At 72.2% G+C, this 22,193-nt stretch carries 19 protein-coding genes; 9 read left to right on the top strand and 10 right to left on the bottom strand.

The window, feature by feature from the left end; translation table 11 throughout:
• Positions 1 to 2: 2 nt before the first annotated feature.
• Positions 3 to 935: a Gfo/Idh/MocA family protein gene (locus tag OG403_RS33370; RefSeq protein ID WP_329571064.1), complete on the bottom strand. Its 933-nt coding sequence runs from the start codon at positions 933 to 935 to the stop codon at positions 3 to 5.
• Positions 936 to 1,222: 287 nt separating this feature from the next.
• On the opposite strand from OG403_RS33370, the gene OG403_RS33365 reads away from it, so the two are divergent.
• The 4 genes from OG403_RS33365 to OG403_RS33350 are packed head-to-tail and all read left to right on the top strand — an operon-like array spanning position 1,223 to position 5,921.
• On the top strand, positions 1,223 to 2,029 hold the full coding sequence (locus tag OG403_RS33365; RefSeq protein ID WP_329571062.1) for an SDR family oxidoreductase: 807 nt from the start codon (positions 1,223 to 1,225) through the stop codon (positions 2,027 to 2,029).
• A 3-nt stretch (positions 2,030 to 2,032) separates the two neighbouring features.
• Positions 2,033 to 3,385, top strand: a complete 1,353-nt coding sequence (locus OG403_RS33360; RefSeq protein WP_329571060.1) for an NAD(P)/FAD-dependent oxidoreductase — start codon at positions 2,033 to 2,035, stop codon at positions 3,383 to 3,385.
• Between the two features lie 35 nt (positions 3,386 to 3,420).
• Positions 3,421 to 4,881, top strand: coding sequence for a cytochrome ubiquinol oxidase subunit I (locus OG403_RS33355; RefSeq protein ID WP_329571058.1), 1,461 nt, complete (start codon positions 3,421 to 3,423; stop codon positions 4,879 to 4,881).
• Positions 4,878 to 5,921 (top strand): cytochrome d ubiquinol oxidase subunit II, encoded by a 1,044-nt coding sequence (locus OG403_RS33350; protein WP_329571056.1) that lies wholly within the window; start codon positions 4,878 to 4,880, stop codon positions 5,919 to 5,921. The genes OG403_RS33355 and OG403_RS33350 overlap by 4 nt, the downstream gene beginning before the upstream one ends.
• A gap of 14 nt (positions 5,922 to 5,935) precedes the next feature.
• On the opposite strand, the gene OG403_RS33345 is transcribed toward OG403_RS33350, so the two are convergent.
• From OG403_RS33345 to OG403_RS33335, 3 genes are read right to left on the bottom strand one after another with little or no spacing between them, the layout of a single operon-like run.
• Positions 5,936 to 7,516 (bottom strand): GMC family oxidoreductase, encoded by a 1,581-nt coding sequence (locus OG403_RS33345; RefSeq protein WP_329571054.1) that lies wholly within the window; start codon positions 7,514 to 7,516, stop codon positions 5,936 to 5,938.
• 51 nt (positions 7,517 to 7,567) lie between these two features.
• On the bottom strand, positions 7,568 to 8,479 hold the full coding sequence (locus tag OG403_RS33340; protein WP_442911100.1) for a cyclase family protein: 912 nt from the start codon (positions 8,477 to 8,479) through the stop codon (positions 7,568 to 7,570).
• A 43-nt stretch (positions 8,480 to 8,522) separates the two neighbouring features.
• Complete coding sequence (locus OG403_RS33335) at positions 8,523 to 10,349, bottom strand: glycoside hydrolase family 15 protein (protein WP_329571051.1); 1,827 nt, start codon at positions 10,347 to 10,349, stop codon at positions 8,523 to 8,525.
• A 288-nt stretch (positions 10,350 to 10,637) separates the two neighbouring features.
• Between OG403_RS33335 and OG403_RS33330 the strand changes: the two genes are divergently transcribed.
• From OG403_RS33330 to OG403_RS33315, 4 genes are all read left to right on the top strand, one after another.
• A complete protein-coding gene (locus OG403_RS33330; protein WP_329571049.1) occupies positions 10,638 to 11,591 on the top strand; it encodes a DUF389 domain-containing protein in 954 nt (317 codons plus the stop codon).
• Positions 11,592 to 11,805: 214 nt separating this feature from the next.
• On the top strand, positions 11,806 to 12,741 hold the full coding sequence (locus tag OG403_RS33325) for an aldose 1-epimerase family protein (protein WP_329571047.1): 936 nt from the start codon (positions 11,806 to 11,808) through the stop codon (positions 12,739 to 12,741).
• Positions 12,738 to 13,382 (top strand): GAP family protein, encoded by a 645-nt coding sequence (locus tag OG403_RS33320; RefSeq protein WP_329572698.1) that lies wholly within the window; start codon positions 12,738 to 12,740, stop codon positions 13,380 to 13,382. The genes OG403_RS33325 and OG403_RS33320 overlap by 4 nt, the downstream gene beginning before the upstream one ends.
• Positions 13,383 to 13,404: 22 nt before the next feature.
• The gene (locus OG403_RS33315; RefSeq protein WP_329571044.1) at positions 13,405 to 15,180 is read left to right on the top strand and encodes a cation:proton antiporter; all 1,776 of its coding nucleotides are present in this window, start codon (positions 13,405 to 13,407) and stop codon (positions 15,178 to 15,180) included.
• Between the two features lie 36 nt (positions 15,181 to 15,216).
• On the opposite strand, the gene OG403_RS33310 is transcribed toward OG403_RS33315, so the two are convergent.
• The 4 genes from OG403_RS33310 to tdh form a co-directional block, all read right to left on the bottom strand.
• On the bottom strand, positions 15,217 to 15,639 hold the full coding sequence (locus tag OG403_RS33310) for a PPOX class F420-dependent oxidoreductase (protein WP_329571041.1): 423 nt from the start codon (positions 15,637 to 15,639) through the stop codon (positions 15,217 to 15,219).
• Between the two features lie 130 nt (positions 15,640 to 15,769).
• Complete coding sequence (locus OG403_RS33305; protein ID WP_329571038.1) at positions 15,770 to 16,681, bottom strand: LysR family transcriptional regulator; 912 nt, start codon at positions 16,679 to 16,681, stop codon at positions 15,770 to 15,772.
• Positions 16,682 to 16,741: 60 nt separating this feature from the next.
• On the bottom strand, positions 16,742 to 17,935 hold the full coding sequence (locus OG403_RS33300) for a glycine C-acetyltransferase (protein ID WP_329571036.1): 1,194 nt from the start codon (positions 17,933 to 17,935) through the stop codon (positions 16,742 to 16,744).
• A gap of 50 nt (positions 17,936 to 17,985) precedes the next feature.
• Positions 17,986 to 19,017 carry an L-threonine 3-dehydrogenase gene (gene tdh / locus OG403_RS33295; protein WP_329571034.1) on the bottom strand — a complete coding sequence of 344 codons (1,032 nt, stop codon included), beginning with the start codon at positions 19,015 to 19,017 and terminating at the stop codon, positions 17,986 to 17,988.
• Between the two features lie 233 nt (positions 19,018 to 19,250).
• Here tdh and OG403_RS33290 point away from each other — a divergent pair, with 233 nt between their 5' ends.
• Entirely contained in the window at positions 19,251 to 19,904 is a 654-nt protein-coding gene (locus tag OG403_RS33290) for a GNAT family N-acetyltransferase (protein ID WP_329571032.1), read from the top strand.
• A gap of 26 nt (positions 19,905 to 19,930) precedes the next feature.
• On the opposite strand, the gene OG403_RS33285 is transcribed toward OG403_RS33290, so the two are convergent.
• Positions 19,931 to 20,704, bottom strand: coding sequence for an enoyl-CoA hydratase/isomerase family protein (locus OG403_RS33285; RefSeq protein WP_329571030.1), 774 nt, complete (start codon positions 20,702 to 20,704; stop codon positions 19,931 to 19,933).
• 87 nt (positions 20,705 to 20,791) lie between these two features.
• Positions 20,792 to 21,973 (bottom strand): 8-amino-7-oxononanoate synthase, encoded by a 1,182-nt coding sequence (locus tag OG403_RS33280; protein ID WP_329571028.1) that lies wholly within the window; start codon positions 21,971 to 21,973, stop codon positions 20,792 to 20,794.
• Positions 21,974 to 22,193 lie beyond the last annotated feature (220 nt).

Here is a 22,193-nt window from a genome sequence, read left to right as displayed (position 1 = left end):
CGTCAGCCCGCCGCCGTCACCCGCTGGACGATCAGCTCGCACAACTCGTGGGTGCGCAGCGCGTCGTGGGCGTCGATGGTCCTGCCGGCCCGGACGGCGTCCAGGAAGGCGAGGACGACCTGCTCGATCCCCCGCTGCTGCGCCACCGGCACCCAGTCACCACGGCGGCGGACCGTCGGCTGGCCCCGGTGGTCGATGACCTCCGCGAGGTTCACCACCGCACGCTTGGAGTCACCGCCGGAGACCTCCAGGACCTCCTCGGTCGAGCCGCTCATCCGGTTCATGATGCCGAGCGCCGTGAAGCCGTCCCCGGCCAGCGTGAGCACCAGGTGCTCGACCAGACCGGCCCGGCTGCGGGCGCGTACGTCGACCTGCTCGATCTCGCCGGGGACCAGGAAGCGCAGCAGATCCACCACGTGGATGAAGTCGTCGTACACCAGGGTGCGGGCCGCTTCCGGCAGTCCCTCGCGATTCTTCTGCAGCACGATCAGGTCGCGCGGACGCTCCTTCGCCTGGACGTAGCCGGGCGCGTGGCGGCGGTTGAAACCCACCATCAGCGAGCGGCCCTGACGGTCCGCCAGGTCGACCAGCCGACGGGCACCGTCCAGGGTGTAGTCGAGCGGCTTGTCCACGTACACCTCGACGCCCGCCGTCAGCAGCTGCTCGACGATCGGGACGTGCTGGTCGGTGGCGGCGTGCACGAACGCGGCCCGGATGCCGCTGTCGATCAGCTCGCCGAGGTCGGTGAAGCGGTGCTGCGGGTCGATGCGGTAGGCGCCGCCGAGACGGTCGAGCTTGGCCCGGTCGCGGGTCATCAGCCGCAGATCGAGACCGGGCAGCGCCGCGAGGACCGGTAGGTAGGCCTTCTGCGCGATGTCCCCCAGGCCGATCACCCCGACCGGAAGCACGACGTCGAGGGCAGCGGTGGGACTCATAGGATCTCCTGGCGTGCTGACGATCACCTGCGCACCCACCCTACGCGCTGGGCGCTCCCCGCCCGCAGAGTGCCTCGCCCTAGCCCGATTGCGTGGTCTCCGCACCCGAATGGGCCTCCCCCGCGTGCTGTTCCGGCCCTTGCACGTCCCACGGTGCTTTGGTCCCGGGAGAGGAAGAGCCCGGGCGGAGTGCGGCGAAGCGACGGCAGTTGGCGACCGCCCACCAGGCAGCCCGCCGATCCGAGGGAGCAGTCGTGGCAGGTAGTGGCAGTGCGAATCACGGGACGATGCCCGCGCACCTTCTCAAGGGGCAGAAGGCGCTGGTGACCGGTGCCAACTCCGGAATCGGCAAGGCGACCGCGATCGCGCTCGGCCGGGCCGGCGCGGACGTGGTCGTCAACTACGTGGTCGGCGCCGACGAGGCCGCGAAAGTGGTCGCCGAGATCGAGGGCTTCGGGGTCCGCTCCTACGCCCACGAGGCCGACGTGTCCAAGGACGACCAGGTCAGCGTGATGGTCTCCCGGATGGTCGACGAGTTCGGCACCATCGACATCATGGTCGCCAACGCGGGCCTGCAACGGGACGCCGCCGTCACGGAGATGACGCTGGCGCAGTGGCAGAAGGTGATCGACGTCAACCTCACCGGCCAGTTCCTGTGCGCGCGGGAGGCGGTCAAGGAGTTCCTGCGCCGGGGCGTGGTCCCGGAGGTGTCCCGGGCCGCCGGAAAGATCATCTGTATGAGCTCGGTCCACCAGATCGTGCCCTGGTCGGGCCATGTGAACTACGCGTCGTCCAAGGGCGGGGTCGGCATGCTGATGCAGACCCTGGCCCAGGAGCTGGCACCGAAGAAGATCCGGGTGAACTCGGTCGCCCCCGGTGCCATCCGCACCCCCATCAACAAGGACGCCTGGGAGACTCCCGACGCCGAGGCCGACCTGCTGAAGCTGATCCCCTACGGCCGGGTCGGCGACCCGGACGACATCGCCAACGCCGTCGTGGCGATGGCCTCCGACCTGCTCGACTACGTGGTCGGCGCCACGCTCTACGTGGACGGCGGGATGACGCTCTTCCCCGGCTTCGCCACCGGAGGCTGACACGTGCTGGAGGACCACGTCACACCCCGCCGAGTGGTGATCCTCGGCGGGGGATTCGCCGGCCTGTTCGCCGCCCGGGCGCTGCGCCGGGCACCGGTCGCCGTGACCGTCGTCGACCGCTGCGCCCACCACCTCTTCCAGCCGCTGCTGTACCAGTGCGCCTCCGGGATCCTCTCCGAGGGGCAGATCGCCCAGCCGCTGCGCGCGGTCCTCCGCCGCCACCACAACGTCCGCTGCCTGCTGGCCGAGGCCACCGAGGTCGACGTGCCCGGCCGTCTGGTGCACGCCGTGCGGCCGGACGGCGGGACCATCGCCCTGCCCTACGACGATCTGATCGTCGCGGCGGGCGTGCGCCAGTCCTACTTCGGCCACGACGAGTTCGCCGAGCACGCCCCCGGGATGAAGACCCTGGCGGACGCGCTGGACATCCGCCGAAGGCTCTACCGCGCCTTCGAGATGGCCGAGTCGGCCACGGATCCGCAGGAACGGCAGGAGTGGCTCACCTTCGCGCTCGTCGGGGGCGGGCCGACCGGGGTCGAGCTCGCCGGGCAGATCCGCGAGATCGCCGGCCACACGCTCGACCGGGAGTTCCACGCGATCGACGCCGCCGGGGCGCGGGTGCTGCTCTTCGAGGGTTCCGACGCCGTGCTGGCCGCGTTCGGGCCCACGCTGGCCCGCCGGGCGGCCGGGACCCTGCGGTCTCTGGGGGTCGAGGTCCAGCTGGGAACGATCGTCACCGGCGTGGACGAGCGGGGCCTGACGGTGCGCGACCATGACGGGCGGACCACCCGGATCGATGCCCGCACCGTGCTCTGGACGGCGGGCGTCGAGGCGCCGCCGCTCGCGGGGGCGCTGGCCCGGGCCACCGGCGCGCAGCAGGACCGGGCCGGGCGCATCCTCGTCGAGCCCGACCTGACGATCGCCGGCCATCCGGAGATCCGGGTGGTGGGCGACCTGATGAGCCTGGACAAGCTACCGGGCCTGGCCGAGGTCGCGATGCAGTCGGGTGCCTACGCGGGCCGCATGATCCGCCATGCCGTGGAAGGCCGGACCAAGCAGCCCAAGCCGTTCAAGTACCTGGACCTGGGCAGCGCCGCCTACATCTCCCGGGGACGGGCGGTGGTCAAGGTCGGAAAGCTGAACGTGTCGGGGGTGACGGGCTGGCTGGCCTGGCTGTTCATCCACATCGGCTTCCTCACCGGCTTCCGCAGCAGGTTCGGAGCACTGCTCAGCTGGCTGATCGTGTTCGCCTCCGGCGCGCGCCGCGAGCGGGCCTTCACCTCCGGCGGCCGGAACGCGCCGGCCGGGCCGGGGTCCGGCCCGCCCCCGCCGGCCAGCACCCCGCCCGTTCACTGACACAGCGCCACCCGGCACGAGCCATCGAGGCACACATGTACCGCAGCACGGTTCTCCTGGCGAACGCACCGGCCCAACTCCTGCCGGCGCGCGAGCTCATGGCCTTCACCCTGGCCTCGCACATCCTGCTGGTCCCGCTCGGCGTGGCGCTGCCCTTCGTCACGCTGCTGATGCACTACCGCGGGCTTCGCAAGGGCGATGCCGTCGCCCTCAAGCTGGCCCGGCGCTGGTCGGCGGTGATGGCCGTGCAGTTCGCCATCGGGATCGTCACCGGCACGGTCCTCTCCTTCGAGTTCGGCCTGCTGTGGCCCAGGATGATGGGCCGCTGGGGGGACGTCTTCGGGCTCGGGTTCGGCGTCGAGGCCTGGGCGTTCTTCCTGGAGGCCGTCCTGATCGCGATCTACCTTTACGGCTGGCGCCGGCTGCGGCCCTGGCAGCACTTCTGGCTCGGTGCGCCGCTGCCACTGGCCGCCCTGCTCGGCGCGTTCGGCATCATCGCGGCGAACTCCTGGATGAACACCCCGCAGGGCTTCACCCTCGACGCCCAGGGCAACCCCGTCAACGTCACGGTGCGGCAAGCCGTGTTCACGCCGATCTTCGGCCCGGAGTACTGGCACTTCGCGGTGGCGATGTTCCTGACCGCCGGCTACGTGGTCGCCGGGGTCTACGCGGTCGGCTGGCTGCGCGGGCGCCGCGACCGCTACCACCGGCTCGGCTTCACCGTGCCGTTCACCGTCGCCGCGATCCTCACCCCCGTCCAGTTCTTCCTCGGTGACAACCTCGCGCGGCAGATCTTCCACAAGCAGCCGGTCAAGTTCGCCGCCGCCGAGATCGTCTGGAACACCAGCACCCACGTGCCGGAGTACCTGTACGGGCGCCTGAACGAGGACGGAACCATCTCCGGCGGCCTCAGGATCCCCCAACTCGACTCCATCCTGGCCGGATTCAAGCCCAGCACCCAGGTCACCGGCCTGACCTCGGTGGCCGCCGACGACCGCCCCACCGCCACCCAGGCGACCATCGTCCACTGGACCTTCGACACCATGGCGATCATCGGCAGCCTGCTCATCCTGCTCGCCCTGTGGTACGCGTGGTGCTGGTGGCGCCGCCGCGACCTGCCCAGATCCCGGTGGTTCTTCCGGTGCGCCGCCATCGCGGGGGCCGCCAGTCTGCTGACCGTGGAGTGCGGCTGGATCACCACCGAGGTCGGCCGCCAACCCTGGATCGTCTACTTCAACATGCGGGTCTCCGACGCGGTCACCGCCACCCGCGCGAGCTCGCTGTGGACCATGTTCGGCATCGTGGCGGCCGTCTACGTGCTGGTCTTCTGGGCCTTCCTGGCCGTCGTGCTGAAGATGCGCACCCGCTGGCGGATCGCCGACGAGAACCCGGCCGGTCCGCCGACCGTGCTGAGCCCGGAGGCCGACACGCCGTACGGCCCCAGGGAAGCCGTGGCGAGCGGCGGCGACCAGCGGACAGCCGGCGGTGCGTCATGATCGCCGACGTCATCGCCTGGGTCCTACTGCTCGTGATCGCGGCCTACGCCTGCGCCGGGGGGACCGACTACGGCGCCGGATTCTGGGACCTGCTGGCGGGCGGCGCCGAGCGCGGCGAGCGCCCGCGCTGGCTGATCGACCACGCCATGGCGCCCGTCTGGGAGGCCAACAACGTCTGGCTGATCTTCGTCTTCATCCTCATGTGGACCGGCTTCCCCACCATGTTCCAGGCCGTGTTCAGTGCCATGTGGCTGCCGCTGGCGCTGGCCGCCATCGGCCTGGTGCTGCGCGGCGCCGGGTTCGCGCTGCGCAAGCCGACCCGGCGGCTGGCCGGACGGCGGATCTACGGCGCGATGTTCGCCGTCTCCTCGCTCCTCACCCCCTTCTTCTTCGGCGCGGTCATCGGCGGCATCGCCTCCGGCCGGGTCGCGCCCGGGACCACGGCCTCCGCCGATGCCTGGGCCAACCCGACCTCCGTCATGGCCGGGCTGCTCACCATCGCGGCCACCGCCTACCTCGGCGCCGTGTTCCTCACCGCGGACGCGCGCCGCTTCCACGCCGAGGACCTGGTCCGGTACTTCCGGCTCCGCTCGCTCTACAGCCTCGCGGCCATCGTCGTACTGGCGGCCATCGGCATCCCGGTCACCCACCATGACGCCGCGTACGTCTGGCACGGCCTCACCCACGGAGCCGGGCTGGCGCTCGTGATCGCCGCCGTCGTGGTCGCCGCCGGCACCGCGCTGCTGCTCGCGCGCCGGGCCTACCGCTGGTGCCGCTACACCTCGGTGGCGAGCGTTGCGCTGACCGTGGCCGCCTGGGGCTTCGCACAGCGCCCGTACCTGCTGCCCACCTCACTGACCGTGGCCCAGGCGGCCGGGGCCGACCACACGCTGCACTGGCTGGTGATCGTCACGGTGATCGCGGTCGTGGTGGTGGGACCCGCGCTCGTCCTGCTCTACCGGCTCGACACGCTCGGCGACCTGGAGCCCCTCACCGACGCCGACACGCACGGGACCACCGCGCCGGGCGAGCACCTGTAACGACCCGCGGGCCGTCAGCCCAGCCGCTCGATCAGCTGGTCGCCGACCCGCAGGGCGTTGGCGATGGCCGTCAGGGACGGGTTCACCGCGCCGATGCTCGGGAAGAAGCTGGTGTCGACGACGTAGAGGTTGTCCAGGTCGTGGGCCTTGCAGGTGACGTCCAACGCCGAACTCTTCGGGTCGGTGCCGAACCGCACGGTGCCGGCCTGGTGGGCGGTGGCCCCGATCGGCATGCCCTTGTGCAGGTAGATGCTGTGGTCGAGCAGGTGGTGCTCGTGCATACCCAGCTGACCGAGCATGCCCCGCAGCTTGTGCTGGAGCTTCTTCAGCCCGGTGATGTTGTTCTTCTCGTCGATCGACAGGTGGACGTTCCCGTCGCCGTCGAGGGTGACCCGGCTGTCGGGCAGTGGGAGGTCCTCGCCGCAGAGCCAGAAGTCGACCGCGTGGTGGGCGAGCACCTCGAACGGCATGTCCGGCGCGATCTTGCCCGCCCACCGCGGCGCCTCACCGTGGATCTGCTCGGCGTCCGACTTGCCGAGCATCTGGATGCCGCCGAGCGGGTAGTCGCAGTCGTCCGCGCCCAGGTACCAGTCGTTGAGCGCCAGGGTCTTCTGGAACACGGTGGGGTTGGGCTCGTCCGAGACCGCCATCAGCGCCAGGTTGTTGTGCCGCATGTAGTGCCGGCCCACCACACCGGAGCTGTTGGCCAACCCGTCGGGGTGTCTGTCGTTGGCCGAACGGAGCAGCAGCGCGGCGGAGTTCACCGCGCCGCAGGCGACCACCACGAGGTCCGCGCCGAAGCTCGTGGTCGAGCCGTCCGCCAGCTCGGCGACCACGCCGGTCACGGTGCGTCCGGTCGGATCGGTCTCCAGGCGGCGCACGTTGACGCCGGTGAGCATGCTGACGTTCGGGTGCTTCAGCGCCGGGTCGACGCAGATCACCTGGGCGTCGGACTTGGCGTTCAGCAGGCAGGGGAAGCCGTCGACCCGGGTGCAGCGGATGCAGGCGCTGTCGTGGGTCGCCCAGCCGTGCGCGTCCTGGGTCAGATTCACGCCGATCGGCAGGTGGAAGGGGTGCAGGCCCTGCTTCACCAGGTCGTCGTTGAGCTGCTGGATACGCGGCTCGTGCTCGACCGGCGGATAGGCGTACTGCGCGCTGGCCGCACCCTCCGTGGGGTCCTCGCCGTGCCTGCCGTGCACCAGGTAGAGGTGCTCGGCCTCGGTGTAGTACGGCTCCAGGTCCTCGTAGCGGATCGGCCAGGCCGGCGACACGCCGCCGTGGTGCCGCAGCTCGCCGAAGTCCTCGGGGCGCAGCCGGAACAGGGCAGCGCCGTAGAACTTGGTGTTGCCCCCGACGTAGTAGTTGACCTCCGGCGTGAACGGCTGGCCCTGCCGGTCGTACCAGGTCTCCTGGGCCAGGTACTTGCCCTTCACGAACACCTGGGTGGAGTCCCAGTTGTCGATCTCGCGCGGTAGGTAGTCCCCGCGCTCCAGGAGCAGCACCCGCTTACCGGAGGGGGCCAGCCGGTGGGCCAGCGTGCCGCCGCCCGCGCCGGTGCCGATGATGATCACGTCGTAGTGCTGAGCGTCGGTCACGATGGCTCCTGTTCCAGAACTGTTCGGATGGCGTGCGGGCGTGGTCGGAGCTCACAGGATCGCGATCGGATTGACGGGTGATCCGGTGGCCCCGGGCAGCCGGAGCGGGGCGATCACGCAGAGGAACGACCAGCGGTCCGCCGCCTCGCAGATCGGCACCAGCTCCTCGAAGGACAGGTAGTCCAGCAGGTGCAGGCCCATCGCGTGGATGCCCAGGACGTGGACCGGGAAGGCCACGCCCTGCGTCGTGCTGGGGGCGGTGTCGTTGTTGCCGTCACTGCCCAGCACCGCGACCTGCCGGTCCGCCAGGAACTCCATCGCCGTGGGATGGAGCCCGGCGCGGGCCTCGGCCGCGTTCCACGGCCCGAGTTCGCTGCCCCGGCGGCGATGGCCGACCCGGACGAAGAGCAGGTCGCCCTGGCCGACCCGGAGCCGCTGCGCGGCCTCGGCGGCGGCGAGTTCGTCCCCGCTCACGTGATCGCCGGGTTCGAGCCAGCGCACCCCGCGCAGGCGCGGGATGTCGAGCAGCACGCCGCGCCCGACGATGCCGTCCCGCGCCACGTCGACGGACAGCTCCCGCGCGCCGTCGGGCGTCAGGCTGTCCGCGCTCACGCCGTTGTACAGGGTGCCGTCATAGATGACGTGGCAGAGCGCGTCGAGGTGGCTGTCGGCGTCACCGTGCACGCTCATGGCGAACCAGTCGGTGGCGAACTGCAGCCCGCTCGGCTCGATGCCGCCGGCCACGGTGCCGGTCATCCGGTACTCGCACGGCTCGGGGTTGTCCGGTGCCGGGCGGGTGCGGACCACCCCGGCGAGCGTGACGCTGCGACCCGATCGGACCTCGGCGACGGCGGCCAGCCGCTGCGCCGCGGTGATCCGGTCCAGTGCCCCGCGGTCGGCGGTGCCCCACGGCGCCTGGCGTCGCACGCGCTGGTACAGCGCGCGGAACTCGGCCGCACTCAGGGGAGGCGGTCCGCCGGATCCGCGGTGCGTGGCCACGGGTCCGTCAGCGCCCCTGTTCCCGGTCGAGCACCTCATCGAGGGTGGTGGCGGCCATGATGAGCGAGAGGTGGGTGAACGCCTGGGGGAAGTTGCCCAGTTGCTCCCCGCTCGGGCCGATCTCCTCGGCGAACAGGCCGACGTGGTTGGCGTAGGTCTGCATCTTCTCGAAGGCGTAGCGCGCCTCGACGGTGCGGCCGGCCCGGGCCATGGCGTCGACGTAGAGGAAGGTGCAGAGGCTGAACGTGCCCTCGGAGCCGCGCAGACCGTCCGGTGAGGCGGCCGGGTCGTAGCGGTAGACCAGGCTGTCGGAGACGAGCTTGCGGTTGATGGCGTCCAGCGTGTTCAGCCAGCCGGCACCCTTCGGCGCGAGGAAGCCGACCCGGGGGATGAGCAGCAGCGAGGCGTCCAGGACGTCGCCGTCGTAGTGCTGGACCAGTGCCTGCTCCTTGTCGCTCCACCCTCGGGTCATCACCTGGTCGAGGATGGCGTCGCGGGCGCCGGTCCAGCGCGCGAGGTCGGCGGGCCTGCTGAACTCGGTGGCCAGCCGCAGCCCGGCGTCGAAGGCGGCCCAGCACATCACCCGGCTGTAGGTGAAGTCCTTGCGCCCGCCGCGGGTCTCCCAGATGCCCTCGTCGGGACGGTCCCAGGAGTCGGCGAGCCAGTCCAGGGTGGCGGCGAGCCCCTTCCAGCCGTGATAGCCCATGTGGAGGCCCACTGTGCGCCCCTCGGCGAGGGCGTAGAGCGCCTCGCCGTAGATGTCGAGCTGCAACTGGTCCATGGCGGCGTTGCCGGCCCGGACCGGGGCCGAACCCCGGTAGCCCTCGAAGTGGTCGAGGATCACCTCGGGGATGTCGGGGTCGCCGTCCACCCGGTACATGATCTGCAGGCGCTCGCCCTCGGATCCCGCCCGTTCGCTCCAGCGTTCGCGCAGCCAGTGGGTGAACCCGGTGGCCTCCTCGTCGAAGCCGAGGTCGAGCAGCGCCCGGACGGACAGTGAGCCGTCGCGGATCCAGGTGTAGCGGTAGTCCCAGTTGCGCTCGCCGCCGACCTGCTCGGGCAGGCCCATGGTCGCCGCGGCGACCGGAGCGCCCGTGGGGCGGTAGGTGAGCAGCTTGAGCGTGATGGCGGAGCGGCCCACCATGTCCGGCCACCGGCCGCGGTACGTGGAGGTGCGCAGCCAGGCCTGCCAGAAGTTGCCGATCTCGAAGAGCTGGTCACTCAGGCTCTGCACGGTGACCGGTGCGGGCGGCACCCCGTCCGGGTCGCAGACGGTGAACGCGGCGGCGGCCTCCTCGCCGACGTTCAGCGTGACCTCCCCCCGCACGTCCTTCCCGTTGCGTTCCACCGGGAAGCTGCTCTGCAGATATCCGGTCGCCCCGGGGGCGCGGAACACGGCGGTGTCGCCGCCGAGATCGAGATCGAGCTCGTGAGCGGCGCGGCCGTAGTCGAAGCGCGGCCGGCAGTCCAGGACGAAGCGCACCGTGCCACGCACGGCCCGCACGACGCGGATCAGGGTGTGCCGGTCGGTGGGCGTACCCGTGCGGTCGGGCGGCATGCAGTCGATGACCTCGCCCACGCCGTCGGGGGACATGAACCGGGTCACCAGGACGGCGGTGTCGGGGTAGTAGAGCTGCTTGCAGGTGACTTCCGGTTCCTCGGGCGCGAAGAGGAAGTAGCCGCCGTGGTCGTGGTCGAGCAGGGCGGCGAAGATGCTGGGCGAGTCGAAGCGGGGAGCTGCGAACCAGTCGATGACCCCTTGGGAGGTGACCAGAGCGGCGGTCTGCAGGTCGCCCACCAGGCCGTGTTCGGCGATCGGCGGATAGCGGTCCATGGTGTCTCCGAAATCTCAGGAGTACCCCTTCTCCAATATCCGCCCAGTTGCGGCCACGCGCTCCGGCTGGCGACCGGTGTCCCGCGGACCCCGGCGTGACCAGCCACGATGCCTCGGGCGGCGGGACCGCCCCGGCCCGCCCGGGCCCGCCGCGCCGCTCGGCTTGCCGACGACGGCCTGCGCGGCGTTACTGGCTGCGGGCGCTCCGTGGTGCCGTGCGCGGGCCGGATACCGGTCCGCGCGCGGCACCCGCGCCCGGGCCACGCCACTCGAGTCACGGAGGTCTGCATGGAGATGATCCATCTCCGTCTGGTGAGTCCTCCGGGCCTCACCGACGAGACGGTCGGCATGCTGGCGGCCGATCGCTGCGTCTTCAACCTGGTCGTGCTCGAGGGCATGGCACGCCACCCGGACGGCGACGCCCTGGAGTGCGACGTGCTGGCAGGTGCGGCGAACGAGGTCCTGCGCCGGCTGCGTGAGCTGCGGGTGGACCGGCACGGCTCCGTCGTGATCGAGCCGGTCGACACGGTGCTGTCCGGACTCGCGGCCGAGGCCGAGAAGCAGCAGCTGGGGCCGCTCGCCCATGCGCCGGTGTGGGAGGCGGTCGAGGCGCGGATCCGGGCCGAGGGGACCTACCTGCCGAGCTTCTACGTCTACCTGATCATCGCCGGGCTGATCGGCGCGGTGGGGATCATCACCAACTCCCAGATCCTGATCGTCGCGGCGATGGTCGTCGGCCCCGAGTACGGCGCCATCACCAGCGTCGCGCTGGGCATCGACCGGGGCATCGGGGGGCGGATCCGGCAAGGGCTGCTCGCGCTCCTGGTCGGCTTCTCGCTGGCCATGCTCTGCACGTTCCTGTTCTCGTTGCTGGTCCGCGGCTTCGGGCTGCAGCCCATGGCGTTCACCCTGGGCGTCCGGCCGGTCTCCAACCTGATCAACACACCCAACTTCTTCTCCGTGGTCGTCGCCGTGCTGGCCGGCATCGTCGGGATCGTGTCGCTGACCCAGGCCAGGACGAGCGCCCTGCTGGGCGTGTTCATCTCGGTCACCACCATCCCGGCCGCCGCCGACATCGGCGTCTCCTGCGCGTTCACCAGCTGGAGCGAGGCACGCGGCTCGCTGATCCAGCTGCTGCTCAACATCGTCGTGCTCATCGCGGTGGGCGTCCTGATGCTCAGGTTCCAACGGGCCATCTGGCAGCGGATCGGTCGACGCAGCAGCCGCTCCCGCCACCGGTGAACCGCCGGCGGCTGCGGCTCGGGCACGAGCACCGCGGGCGCCATGAGGTCCGGACGGGCGAACGCGCCGCCGCATCGCGCGGCGCGGTCGTGTCTCGCTTGACTCGGCCCAGGTGCGCCCGCAGTCTGCGGACTGAGCGGGCCGGCCTCAGCAGGCCATCGAGGCGCCCGGGTTCGCGGGTTCTGCCCGCCCTGTGGCAGAACGAGGAGACCGCGTGCACGAGAGCCGGACGGGACACCAGGTGATGCTGCATCACGGTGACCAGAGCGCCGTCGTCGTCGAGTTGGGCGGCGCCCTGCGGTCCTACACGGTCGGCGACCGCCCGGTTCTCGACGGCTTCGCGGCCGAGGACCGGATCACCGGGGGTCGCGGCCAACTCCTCGTGCCGTGGCCCAACCGCATCGGGGGCGGGCGCTACCGGTGGGACGGGCAGGACCTGCAACTGCCGTTGACCGAGCCGACGAGCGGCAACGCGATCCACGGGCTGCTCCGCTGGGCCTCCTGGCAGGTCATGGACTTCGACGTGAGCCGGGCCGCCCTCGAGGTCACGCTCTGGCCGCAGCCGGGCTATCCCTTCCACCTGCGGGTCCGGGCCGAGTACACGCTGGGTGACCAGGGCCTCGAGGTGGCCGTGGCCGCGATGAACCAGGGCGAGAGCGTCGCGCCGTACGGCGTCGGTCAGCACCCCTACCTCACGGTCGGTACCGGCACGGTCGACGAGGCGGTGCTGACCGTCCCGGCGCGGACCTGGATCCGCACCGACGACCTGGGCCTGCCGGTAGCCACCGAACCGGTCGCGGGCACGCCGTACGACTTCCGCACGCCTCGGGAGATCGGCGCCCAGCACCTGGACACACCGTTCGGCGACCTGGAACGGGACGCCGACGGTCGCGCGGTGGTCCGCCTCGCGCACCCGTCCGGGGAGCACGGTACGGATCTCTGGCTCGGCGAGGGCGCGGAGTTCCTGCAGATCTACACCGGCGACACCCTGCCGGGGCCGGAGCGGCGTCGTGCGGTCGCCGTCGAACCGATGTCCTGCCCGCCGGACGCCTTCCGCACCGGTACGTCGGTCGTCGCCCTCGCACCGGGCGCACGGCACACCGTCCGCTGGGGCATCACACCGTGGGGTGAGTGGACCCGGCGCCGATGATCCTCGACCTGATCCTGATCGGCCTGGCGATCACCCTGGAGCCGGTGCCCATCACCGCGTTCATCCTCGTGCTGTCGGCGCGCAAGGGCCTGCGCGCGGGTCTGGCCTTCGTGCTGGCCTGGCTCGCCTGCCTGGTCGGCGTGATGGCCGCCGTCCTGCTCTCCACCGGCGGCTCGCCGCCCGCACTGCACTCCACCCCCTCGACCGCCTCCATCGCCGTCAAGCTGACCATCGGCGTGGGGCTCATCGTCTTCGGCGAGTACCGGCGCCGCCGGGCCGGCCGGCCGCACCGGGACCCGGCGTGGCTGGCGAAGTTGAACGACGTCTCCCCGTGGACCGCCGCCGGGCTCGCGGTCCTCCTGCAGCCCTGGGCGCTGGTCGCGGCCGGGGCCGCGACCGTGGTGCAGGCCAAAGTCTCCAGCTTCGAGTCCTACCTGGCGCTGGTCCTGTTCTGCCTGCTCTCCTCCGCGAGCCTGCTCGCCATGGAACTCCACGTGGCCTTCTCGCCCGAGTCGGCCGGGGTCCGGCTCGCGCGACTGCGCACCTGGCTGACGAACCACCAGGACCAGGCGATCGTCGTCCTGTCGCTGCTGCTCGGCCTCTGGCTGGTCGGCCGGAGCATCGCCCAGCTGGTCCAGTGAAGCGACCTCCAGGAGGCAGGACGTGACGGCGGACCAGGTCTTCATCGGTGTGGGCCTGATCCTCGTGCTCGCCGTCGGCTCGCAGATCCTGGCCAGCCGCCTGCACATCCCCGCGCTCATCGTCCTGCTGCCGGTCGGGTTCGCCGCCGGCGCGCTGATCAGCGACGTCAATCCCCAGCGGCTGTTCGGCGCGGCCTTCTCGCCGCTGGTGTCGCTGGCCGTGGCGGTGATCCTCTACGACGCGGGTCTCGGCCTCGACCTGGCGAAGCTGACCGGCCACACCCGCCGCGTCGTGGTGCGGCTGATCTGGATCGGGGTGCTGATCACCTGGGCGATCACCACAGTCCTGTCGAAGCCGCTGCTCGGCATGGACTACCGATCGGCCCTGATGCTCGGGGTCATCGTGGTGGTCTCCGGACCGACCGTCGTCGGCCCGCTGCTCGCCTCCGTGCGCCCGAGGGACCGCCTCCAGCACATCCTGATCTGGGAGGGCTCGCTGATCGATCCGGTGGGCGCGGTGCTGGGCGCACTGGTCTTCCACGCGATCGACGCGAGTACCCAGCATTCGGTCAGGGGCGGGCTCGGGCAGTTCCTCGCGAGCGTGGGCGTCGGCCTGGCCGGCGGGGTCGTCGGAACGGGTGTGCTGTGGCTGCTGCTGCGTGGTCTGCGGCTGGGCGAGGTGCTCGGCACCGCCGCGCAGCTCGCCACCGTGGTCGGTGTCGCGGCGCTCTGCGACGTGATCCGCGACGACACCGGACTGATCGCCGCCGTCGTGATGGGCCTGGCCGTCTCCAACCTGCGCCAGTTCGACATCCCGGCGCGCCGGCAGTTCTTCGAGACCCTGGTCTCCTTGATCATCGGCGTGCTCTTCGTCTCCATCTCGGCCACCGTGACGCCGCAGTCACTGCGGCACCTGCTGCTTCCGGCACTCGGCCTGGTGGCGGCCCTGGTGATCGTGGCCAGGCCGCTGGTGGCCCTGGTGTCCACGCTGGGCACCGACCTCTCGGGCGGGGAGCGCGGCCTGATCGGCTGGATGGCGCCACGCGGCATCGTCGCGGCATCGACCGCCTCGACCTTCTCGGCCGCCCTGGTCACCAAGGGGATCGGCGGCGCCGCGAAGATCCTTCCGGCCACCTTCGTGGTCATCGTCGCCACCGTGACGCTGTACGGGCTGACCGCCAAACCCCTCGCCCGGCGCCTGCGGGTCATGCGCTCGGCCCGTTCCCGGCCGCTGCTGGTCGGTGGTGAGCCCTGGGTGGTCGACCTGGGGCGGGCGCTGAAAGCCGCCGGCCTCGAGGTGCTGATGTGGGCCGGCCTGGAACGACAGCGGGCCGGCATCGAACGGGCCGGGCTCGAACTGGTGCCGGGCGAACTGCTGGCGGCGGCCACCCGCGAGGGCGCCGCACTGGAGGGCATCACGACGGTCCTGCTGCTCACCGCCGAGGACGACTTCAACGCGCTGGCGTCGGAGGTGCTGCGGGGCAGCATCGACGGCCCCGTCTACCGGCTGGGGCCACCAGTGGCCAGCCACGGCGTGGTGGCCCCGTTCATGGGCGGTGACATCCTCTTCGGTGCGGCGCTCAGCAGGCCCGATCTGAACCGCCGTTACGGCCAGGGAGCCACCGTCGTGGCGCAACCGACGCAGGGGGCGATCCCGTGCGGGCACGACGTGCTGTTCGTGGTGCGCAGCGACGGGCGCCTCGATCCGGTCACCGCGCACGGCACTCCCCCGCCGGCGACGGGAGACACCGTCGTGCTGCTCGGTCCGGCCGCCGCCGACCGGGCGGACGGCACCTGAACCCCGTCCAGGGCGGACCGGCCGGCGACCTCGGGCTCAGCAGGGGCTCATCCCCGGCGGGGCCACCGTCACCTCGTAGTGGACCGTGCGGTAGCCGTTCAGCCGGTGGGTGATCGGGGTCACCAGGCCGTGTGCCACCGGGTACTTGCGGACGAGGCGGCGCGAGGCCCGCCGTGCCTCGGCGCCCTCCAGCACCCGGGCCTGTCCGCTGACCGGCGCGCCGGTCGGGACACCGCGCAGGGTCGCCGGGGCGAGGGTGACGCCGGGGTTGTTGCGCAGCCGTTTGGCCTTGCCCGTGGAGGTGGCGGTGCGGAAGTACCCGCGCTCGCCGTCCACCGCCAGATAGACCGGGGTGCCCACCGCCGTGCCGTCCCGCTTGAAGGTGGTCAGCAGCACGGTGCGCTGCTCCGCGAAACCGGCCAGGCTCGGTCGCGGCCCGGCCGGTGCCGTCGTCGTCACCCTGGCGGCTGAACCTGTGCCGTCGTCAGGACCTGCGCTCACCAGGTGGCCCGCTCGGAGGTCATGCCGGTCAGGCTATCCGGTGCCGCCGACGCAGGCCGCCAAGGTGAGCGCCGTCCGTGCGCCGTCGTCAGCCCAGCTCCACCGCTGCCTTCTGCAGGGCGCTGAGTACCGGACGGATCAGCGGGTGCCGCTCGGCGCCGCCACGCACCGCCGCGAAGACCTTGCGGGTCGCCAGGTCGCTGTCGACCGCGCGCACCGCGACCCGGGTGAGGTCCACACCGCGCAGTGCCGAGCGGGGCACCAGGGCCACCCCCGCGCCGGCCGAGGCGAGCGCGACCACCGCGCTGAAGTCGTCGGAGGAGTGCACCAGGCGCGGGGTGAAGCCGGCGTGCTCGCAGGCGAGCAGCACCACGTCGTGGCAGGGGTTGCCGGGGTAGGGGCCGATCCACGGCTCGGTGGCCAGCGCGGCCATCGCCACCGGGCCCGGCTGCCCGGCCAGCCGGTGGTCCAGCGGCAGCACCGCCTCGAAGGGCTCGGCGTAGAGCGGGAACCGGGCCAGGCGCTGGTCGTCGGCCCGTGGCGCGCCGCGGTACTCGACCGCGACCGCGAGGTCGGCCTGCCCGTCCAGCAGCATCGGCAGGCTGGCGTCGCCCTCGGCGTCCAGCACCTTGAGCCGCACGCCCGGCGCGCTGTCGGCCAGCGCGCCGATCGCCGGGGCCAGCACCAGGGAGATGCCGGTGGCGAAGGAGGCCACGGTGACCTGGCCGTGCGCGCCGGCCGCATAGGCGGCCAGGTCGGCCTCGGCGCGTTCCAGCTGGGCCAGCACGGCGTCGGCGTGGCTGAGCAGGATCTCGCCGGCCGCCGTCAGCCGCACCCCGCGCCCGTCCCTGGCGAGCAGCGCGTGACCGGTCTCCTGCTCCAGGGCGGCCAGCTGCTGGGAGACCGCGGAGGGCGTCAGGTAGAGCGCGGCGGCCGCGGCGGTCACCGTTCGGTGGTCCGCCACGGCTCGCAGGGTCCGCAGGCGTCTGGCGTCGATCACGCCTCAATTCTGCCAGCGTTGATCAGCGGTTCTCCCCGCCCGCCCGGCCGGGGCGGCCGGTCAGCTCTCCAGCGCCGCCCGGGCGTCGATGAAGGCCGCGACAGCGCGCTCGACGTCCTCGGTGGAGTGGGCCGCCGAGAGCTGCACCCGGATCCGGGCCTGGCCGTGCGGGACGACCGGGAACGAGAACCCGATCACGTACACGCCGCGCTCCAGCAGCAGTTCGGCGAGCTTGCCGGCCTTGGCCGCGTCACCGATCATCACCGGGGCGATCGGGTGGTCGCCGGGCAGGATCTCGAAGCCCGCCTCGGTCATCTTCGAGCGGAACAGCGCGGTGTTGGCGCGCAGCCGCTCGCGCAGCTCGTGCGAGGTCTCCAGCAGGTCGAGCACGGTCAGCGAGGCCGCCGCGATCACCGGGGCCAGCGAGTTGGAGAACAGGTACGGGCGCGAACGCTGGCGCAGCAGCGCGACGATCTCGCGGCGGGCGGCGACGTAGCCGCCGGAGGCGCCGCCGAGCGCCTTGCCCAGCGTGCCGGTGATGATGTCGACCCGGTCCATCACGCCGTGCAGTTCGGGGGTGCCGCGCCCGCCGGGGCCCACGAAGCCGACCGCGTGCGAGTCGTCGACCATCACCATGGCGTCGTAGCGGTCGGCCAGGTCGCAGATCTCGCGCAGCGGGGCGACGTAGCCGTCCATCGAGAAGACGCCGTCGGTGACGATCAGGCGGCGCCGGGCGTCCTGGGTCTCCTTGAGGCACTGCTCCAGCTCGGCCAGGTCGCGGTTGGCGTAGCGCTTGCGGGTGGCCTTGCACAGGCGGATGCCGTCGATGATGCTCGCGTGGTTGAGCGCGTCGGAGATGACGGCGTCGCGCTCGTCCAGCACGGTCTCGAAGACACCGCCGTTCGCGTCGAAGCACGAGGAGTAGAGGATGGTGTCCTCCTGGCCGAGGAACGCCGACAGCCGCGCCTCGAGCTCCTTGTGCACGTCCTGGGTGCCGCAGATGAAGCGGACGGACGCCATGCCGTAGCCCCAGCGGTCCAGCGCCTCCTTGGCGGCGCCGACCACGGCGGGGTGGTCGGCCAGGCCCAGGTAGTTGTTGGCGCAGAAGTTCAGCACCTCACCCGGGCGCCCGCCGCCGGTGACCGTGACGGCGGCGCTCTGCGGGCTGCCGATCACCCGCTCCGGCTTGAACAGGCCGGCCTCGGTGATCTCGGCGAGGGTGGCACTGATGTCCTCGCGGACGGAATCGAACATCGCAGCAGGCTCCTTGATGGGGTGTCGGTCCGGGGGCGGGCTGAGGGGCGTCAGATGGTCGACCAGTCGAGGATGATCTTGCCGCAGCGACCGCTCGCCGCCTCGTCGAACGCGGCCTCGAAGTCCTGGGCGGCGTACCGTCCGGTGATCACCGGGGACAGGTCCAGCCCGCCCTCCAGCAGCACCGACATCGCGTACCAGGTCTCGAACATCTCGCGGCCGTAGATGCCCTTGATGGTGATCATCGAGGTGACCACCTTCGCCCAGTCGATCGAGAAGTCCTCGGCGGGCAGGCCGAGCATGGCGATCTTGCCGCCGTGCGTCAGGTTGTCGATCATCGAGCGCATCGCCTCGGGGCGGCCCGACATCTCCAGGCCCACGTCGAAGCCCTCGCGCAGGCCGAGCTTCTGCTGGCCCTCCTCGATGGTGTGCTGCGAGACGTCCAGCGCCAGCGAGACGCCGACCTTGCGGGCCAGGTCCAGCCGGTACGGGCTGACGTCGGTGATCATCACGTGCCGGGCACCGGCGTGCTTGGCGACCGCGGCCGCCATGATGCCGATCGGGCCCGCGCCGGTGACCAGCACGTCCTCGCCGACCAGCGGGAAGGAGAGCGCGGTGTGCACGGCGTTGCCGAACGGGTCGAAGATCGCCGCCACGTCCAGGTCGACCGGCACCCGGTGCACCCAGACGTTCGAGGCGGGCAGCGCGACGTACTCGGCGAACGCGCCGTCCCGGTTGACGCCCAGGCCGATCGTGTTGCGGCACAGGTGGCGGCGGCCGGCCAGGCAGTTGCGGCACTTGCCGCAGACCAGGTGGCCCTCGCCGCTGACCAGGTCGCCCACGTTGACGTCGGCGACCGCCGGGCCGAGCGCGACGACCTCGCCGACGAACTCGTGGCCGATGGTCAGCGGGGTGCGGATGGTCTGCTGCGCCCAGCCGTCCCACTTGCGGATGTGCAGGTCGGTGCCGCAGATGCCGGTGCGCAGCACCTTGATCAGCACGTCGGTCGGGCCGATCTCGGGCTCCGGGACATCGGTCAGCCACAGTCCGGGCTCGGCCTGCTTCTTGACGAGTGCCTTCACGACTGCGGCTCCTGACGGCGTAACGAGAGGGGGGCCCGGCTGCGGCGCCATTCCGCGCCGGGCAGGAGCAATCTGCCTGGTGGGAGGGGTCCTGGTCCATCGAGGAATTCTTAACGACGGCGACAGCTGGGCTTCACGATCGTGCCCGAGCTGTGCCGGGGCGGCCCGGCACCATGCCGGTCCTCACCCGTTCGGGGGATCACGGATCGACCGGGATCGTTAGCCTGGTGCGTATGACGATCATTCAGCAGCACACCCTGGCGGACTTCCTGGCGGACGCGGCCAAGGGCGTGTTCCCGCCCTCGGACGGCGGGGTGACGGTGGTGCCGCAGCCCGGACCGCGGGCGGCCGGGGTGCTCTCGTTCAGCGCGCACGCGGTGGTCTTCACCGACGAGGACCCGGGCTGGGTGCGGGAAGCCTTGGCCCGAGCGGTGGCGGAGCCGCTGGCGGAGCCGCTCTGCCCGGGGTTCCTGACCGAGTTCGGTGAACGAACCCGGCGGCGGATCGGCAACATCGACCTGGTCACGGTGGCCGGGCGGCTGCCCGGGGAGCCGCCGCTGCCGCTGGTGGAGATCGAGGACCGCGAGCACCCCCGGGTGGTGCGGGCGCTGCGCTTTCGCGACGCGGTGCGGGTGTGGACGGTCCCCGGTGGGGTGCTGGTGCTCGGGCGCGGGGTGGCCGGGCGGTGGGAGGCGGCGATCGAGGTGGACGCCGGGGCGCGCGGGCGCGGGCTGGGGCGGGCGCTGGCGGTCAGCGCCCGCCACCTGCTGCCCGAGGGCGACACCGTCTGGGCCCAGCAGGCGCCGGGCAACGCGACCAGCGTGCGGGCCTTCCAGGCGGCGGGCTACCGCCCGGTGGGCGCCGAGGTGCTGCTGACCCGGGCCTGAAGGCCTGACGGGTCAGCAGCACGGCGTCAGTTGAACTTGGCCTTGCCCGGGCCCTCCTCGACGAAGCTGCGCATGCCGATCTCGCGGTCCTCGGTGGCGAAGAGGCCGGCGAAGAGCGAGCGCTCCAGCGCCAGACCGGTGTCGAGGTCGCTCTCCAGGCCGCGGTCCACGGCCTCCTTGGCCGCGCGCAGCGCCCAGGCCGGGCCGGCGGCGAGCTTGCCGGCCCAGTCCAGGGCGGCCTGGTAGACCTCCTCGGCCGGGACCACCTGGTCGGCCAGGCCGATCCGCAGCGCCTCCTCGGCGCGGACCTGACGGCCCGTGAAGATCAGCTCCTTGGCCTTGGCCGGGCCGACCAGCCGGGCCAGGCGCTGGGTGCCGCCGGCGCCGGGGATCAGGCCGAGCAGGATCTCGGGCTGGCCGAGCTTGGCGTTCTCGGCCACGATCCGGATGTCGGCGCAGAGCGCCAGTTCGCAGCCGCCACCCAGGGCGTAGCCGGTCACCGCGGCGACCACCGGCTTGGGGATCCGCGCGACGGCGGTGAACGCCTCCTGCAGCGCACCGCCGCGGGCCACCATGTCGGTGTAGGTCATGCGCTGCATCTCCTTGATGTCGGCGCCGGCCGCGAACACCTTCTCGCCGCCCCAGATCACCACCGCGCGCACGTCGCTGCGCTCGGTGGCCTCCTGGGCGACCTCGCGCAGCTGGTCCTGCATCGCGATGTCCAGCGCGTTCATCGGCGGACGGGCCAGCCGGATGGTGCCGATGGCGTCCGCGACGTCCAGGGTGACGAACCGGGTCATGGGAGGGCCTCCGTGTCTGAAGGTAGAAACGTCAGGGGTGGTTAACGACCGTGAACCCTGACAGTAGCGGGCCGGGTGCCGCCGGTGTCAGGGTGCCGGTGCGGTGGCCTTCAAGGTGTGCACCGCCAGCCCGATCTGCTCGTCCGTCAGGTCGGCGCGGGCGGTCAGCCGCAGCCGGGAGAAGCCGTCCGGGACGGACGGCGGACGGAAGCAGCCCACCGCGAGGCCCGCGGTGCGGCAGTCGGCGGCCCAGGCGAGGGCCTGCTCGGGGCCCGGCGCCCGGACCGAGACCACGGCCGCGTCCGGGGTGCTGGCCTCGAGGCCGGCGGCGGTGAGGCGGGCGGCCAGGGTGTGGGCGACCTCGCGGGCGCGTTCGGCGCGCTGCGGTTCGGCGCGCAGCAGGCGCAGCGCGCCCAGTGCCGCGCCCACGGCGGCCGGGGCCAGCCCGGTGTCGAAGATGAAGGTGCGGGCGGTCTCGACCAGGTGCCGGATCACCCGGCGCGGCCCGAGCACCACGCCGCCCTGCGCGCCCAGCGACTTGGAGAGCGTGGCGGTTGCGACCGCGTCCGGCTCCCCCGCCAGCCCGGCGGCCGTCAGCGCGCCGCGACCGCCCGGCCCGAGCACGCCGAGCCCGTGCGCGTCGTCCACCAGCAGCGCGGCGCCGTGTGCGCGGGCGGCGGCGGCCAGCGCGGGCAGGGGGGCCGCGTTGCCGTCCACCGAGAAGACGGTGTCGCTGACCACCAGGGCGCGCGGCTCGGCCCGGGCGGCGAGCGCGGCGGCCACCGCGGCCGGGTCGGCGTGCGGGGCCCGGTGCACGGCGGCGCGCGAGAGGCGGCAGCCGTCGATCAGCGAGGCGTGGTTGTAGGCGTCGGAGACGATCAGTGTGTCGGGATCGGTCAGCGCGGTGAGCGCGGCCAGGTTGGCGGCGTAGCCGGAGGAGAAGACCAGCGCGGCCTCCACCCCGTAGAAGTCGGCCAGTTCGACTTCCAGTTCGGTGTGCAGTTCGGTGGTGCCGGTGACCAGGCGGGACCCGGTGGATCCGCCGCCCCAACGCAGCGCCGCCTCGGCGGCGGCCCGGGTGACCTCGGGGTGGTGGGTCAGGCCGAGGTAGTCGTTGCTCGCCAGGTCGAGCACCGGGTCCTCGGCGGGGCGGCTGCGCAGCGTACGGGTGAGTCCGGCCCGGGCGCGCTGCTCGGCGGTCTCGTCGAGCCAGTCGAAGACGGCGGCCGGTGCGGCCGGACGGGCGGGCGCGGCGGGTTGCTGGATCATGGGCCGCAGCCTGGCACGGCCGGTGGGAACGGGGCAATGTGCGCCCTCGCACAGCGCGCGGGCGGGTGACTGTGGGGTCGGTACAGTCACCCGCCCTCACGTGCTCCTCCAGCACGACCATCCGACCCCGTTCGGGGGCCCGCTCCCGGCCCGGCTTGATCACCGGTCTTTGCCCAGGTAGAGGGGCAGCAGGCAAGATAGGCCGGTGACCCTCCTTGAT

Origin of the sequence: Kitasatospora sp. NBC_01266 (assembly GCF_036242395.1) — a bacterium.
GTDB lineage: Bacteria > Actinomycetota > Actinomycetes > Streptomycetales > Streptomycetaceae > Kitasatospora.
Note: the sequence above shows the minus strand (reverse complement) of the source record. Positions and strands in the feature narration are given on the sequence as shown.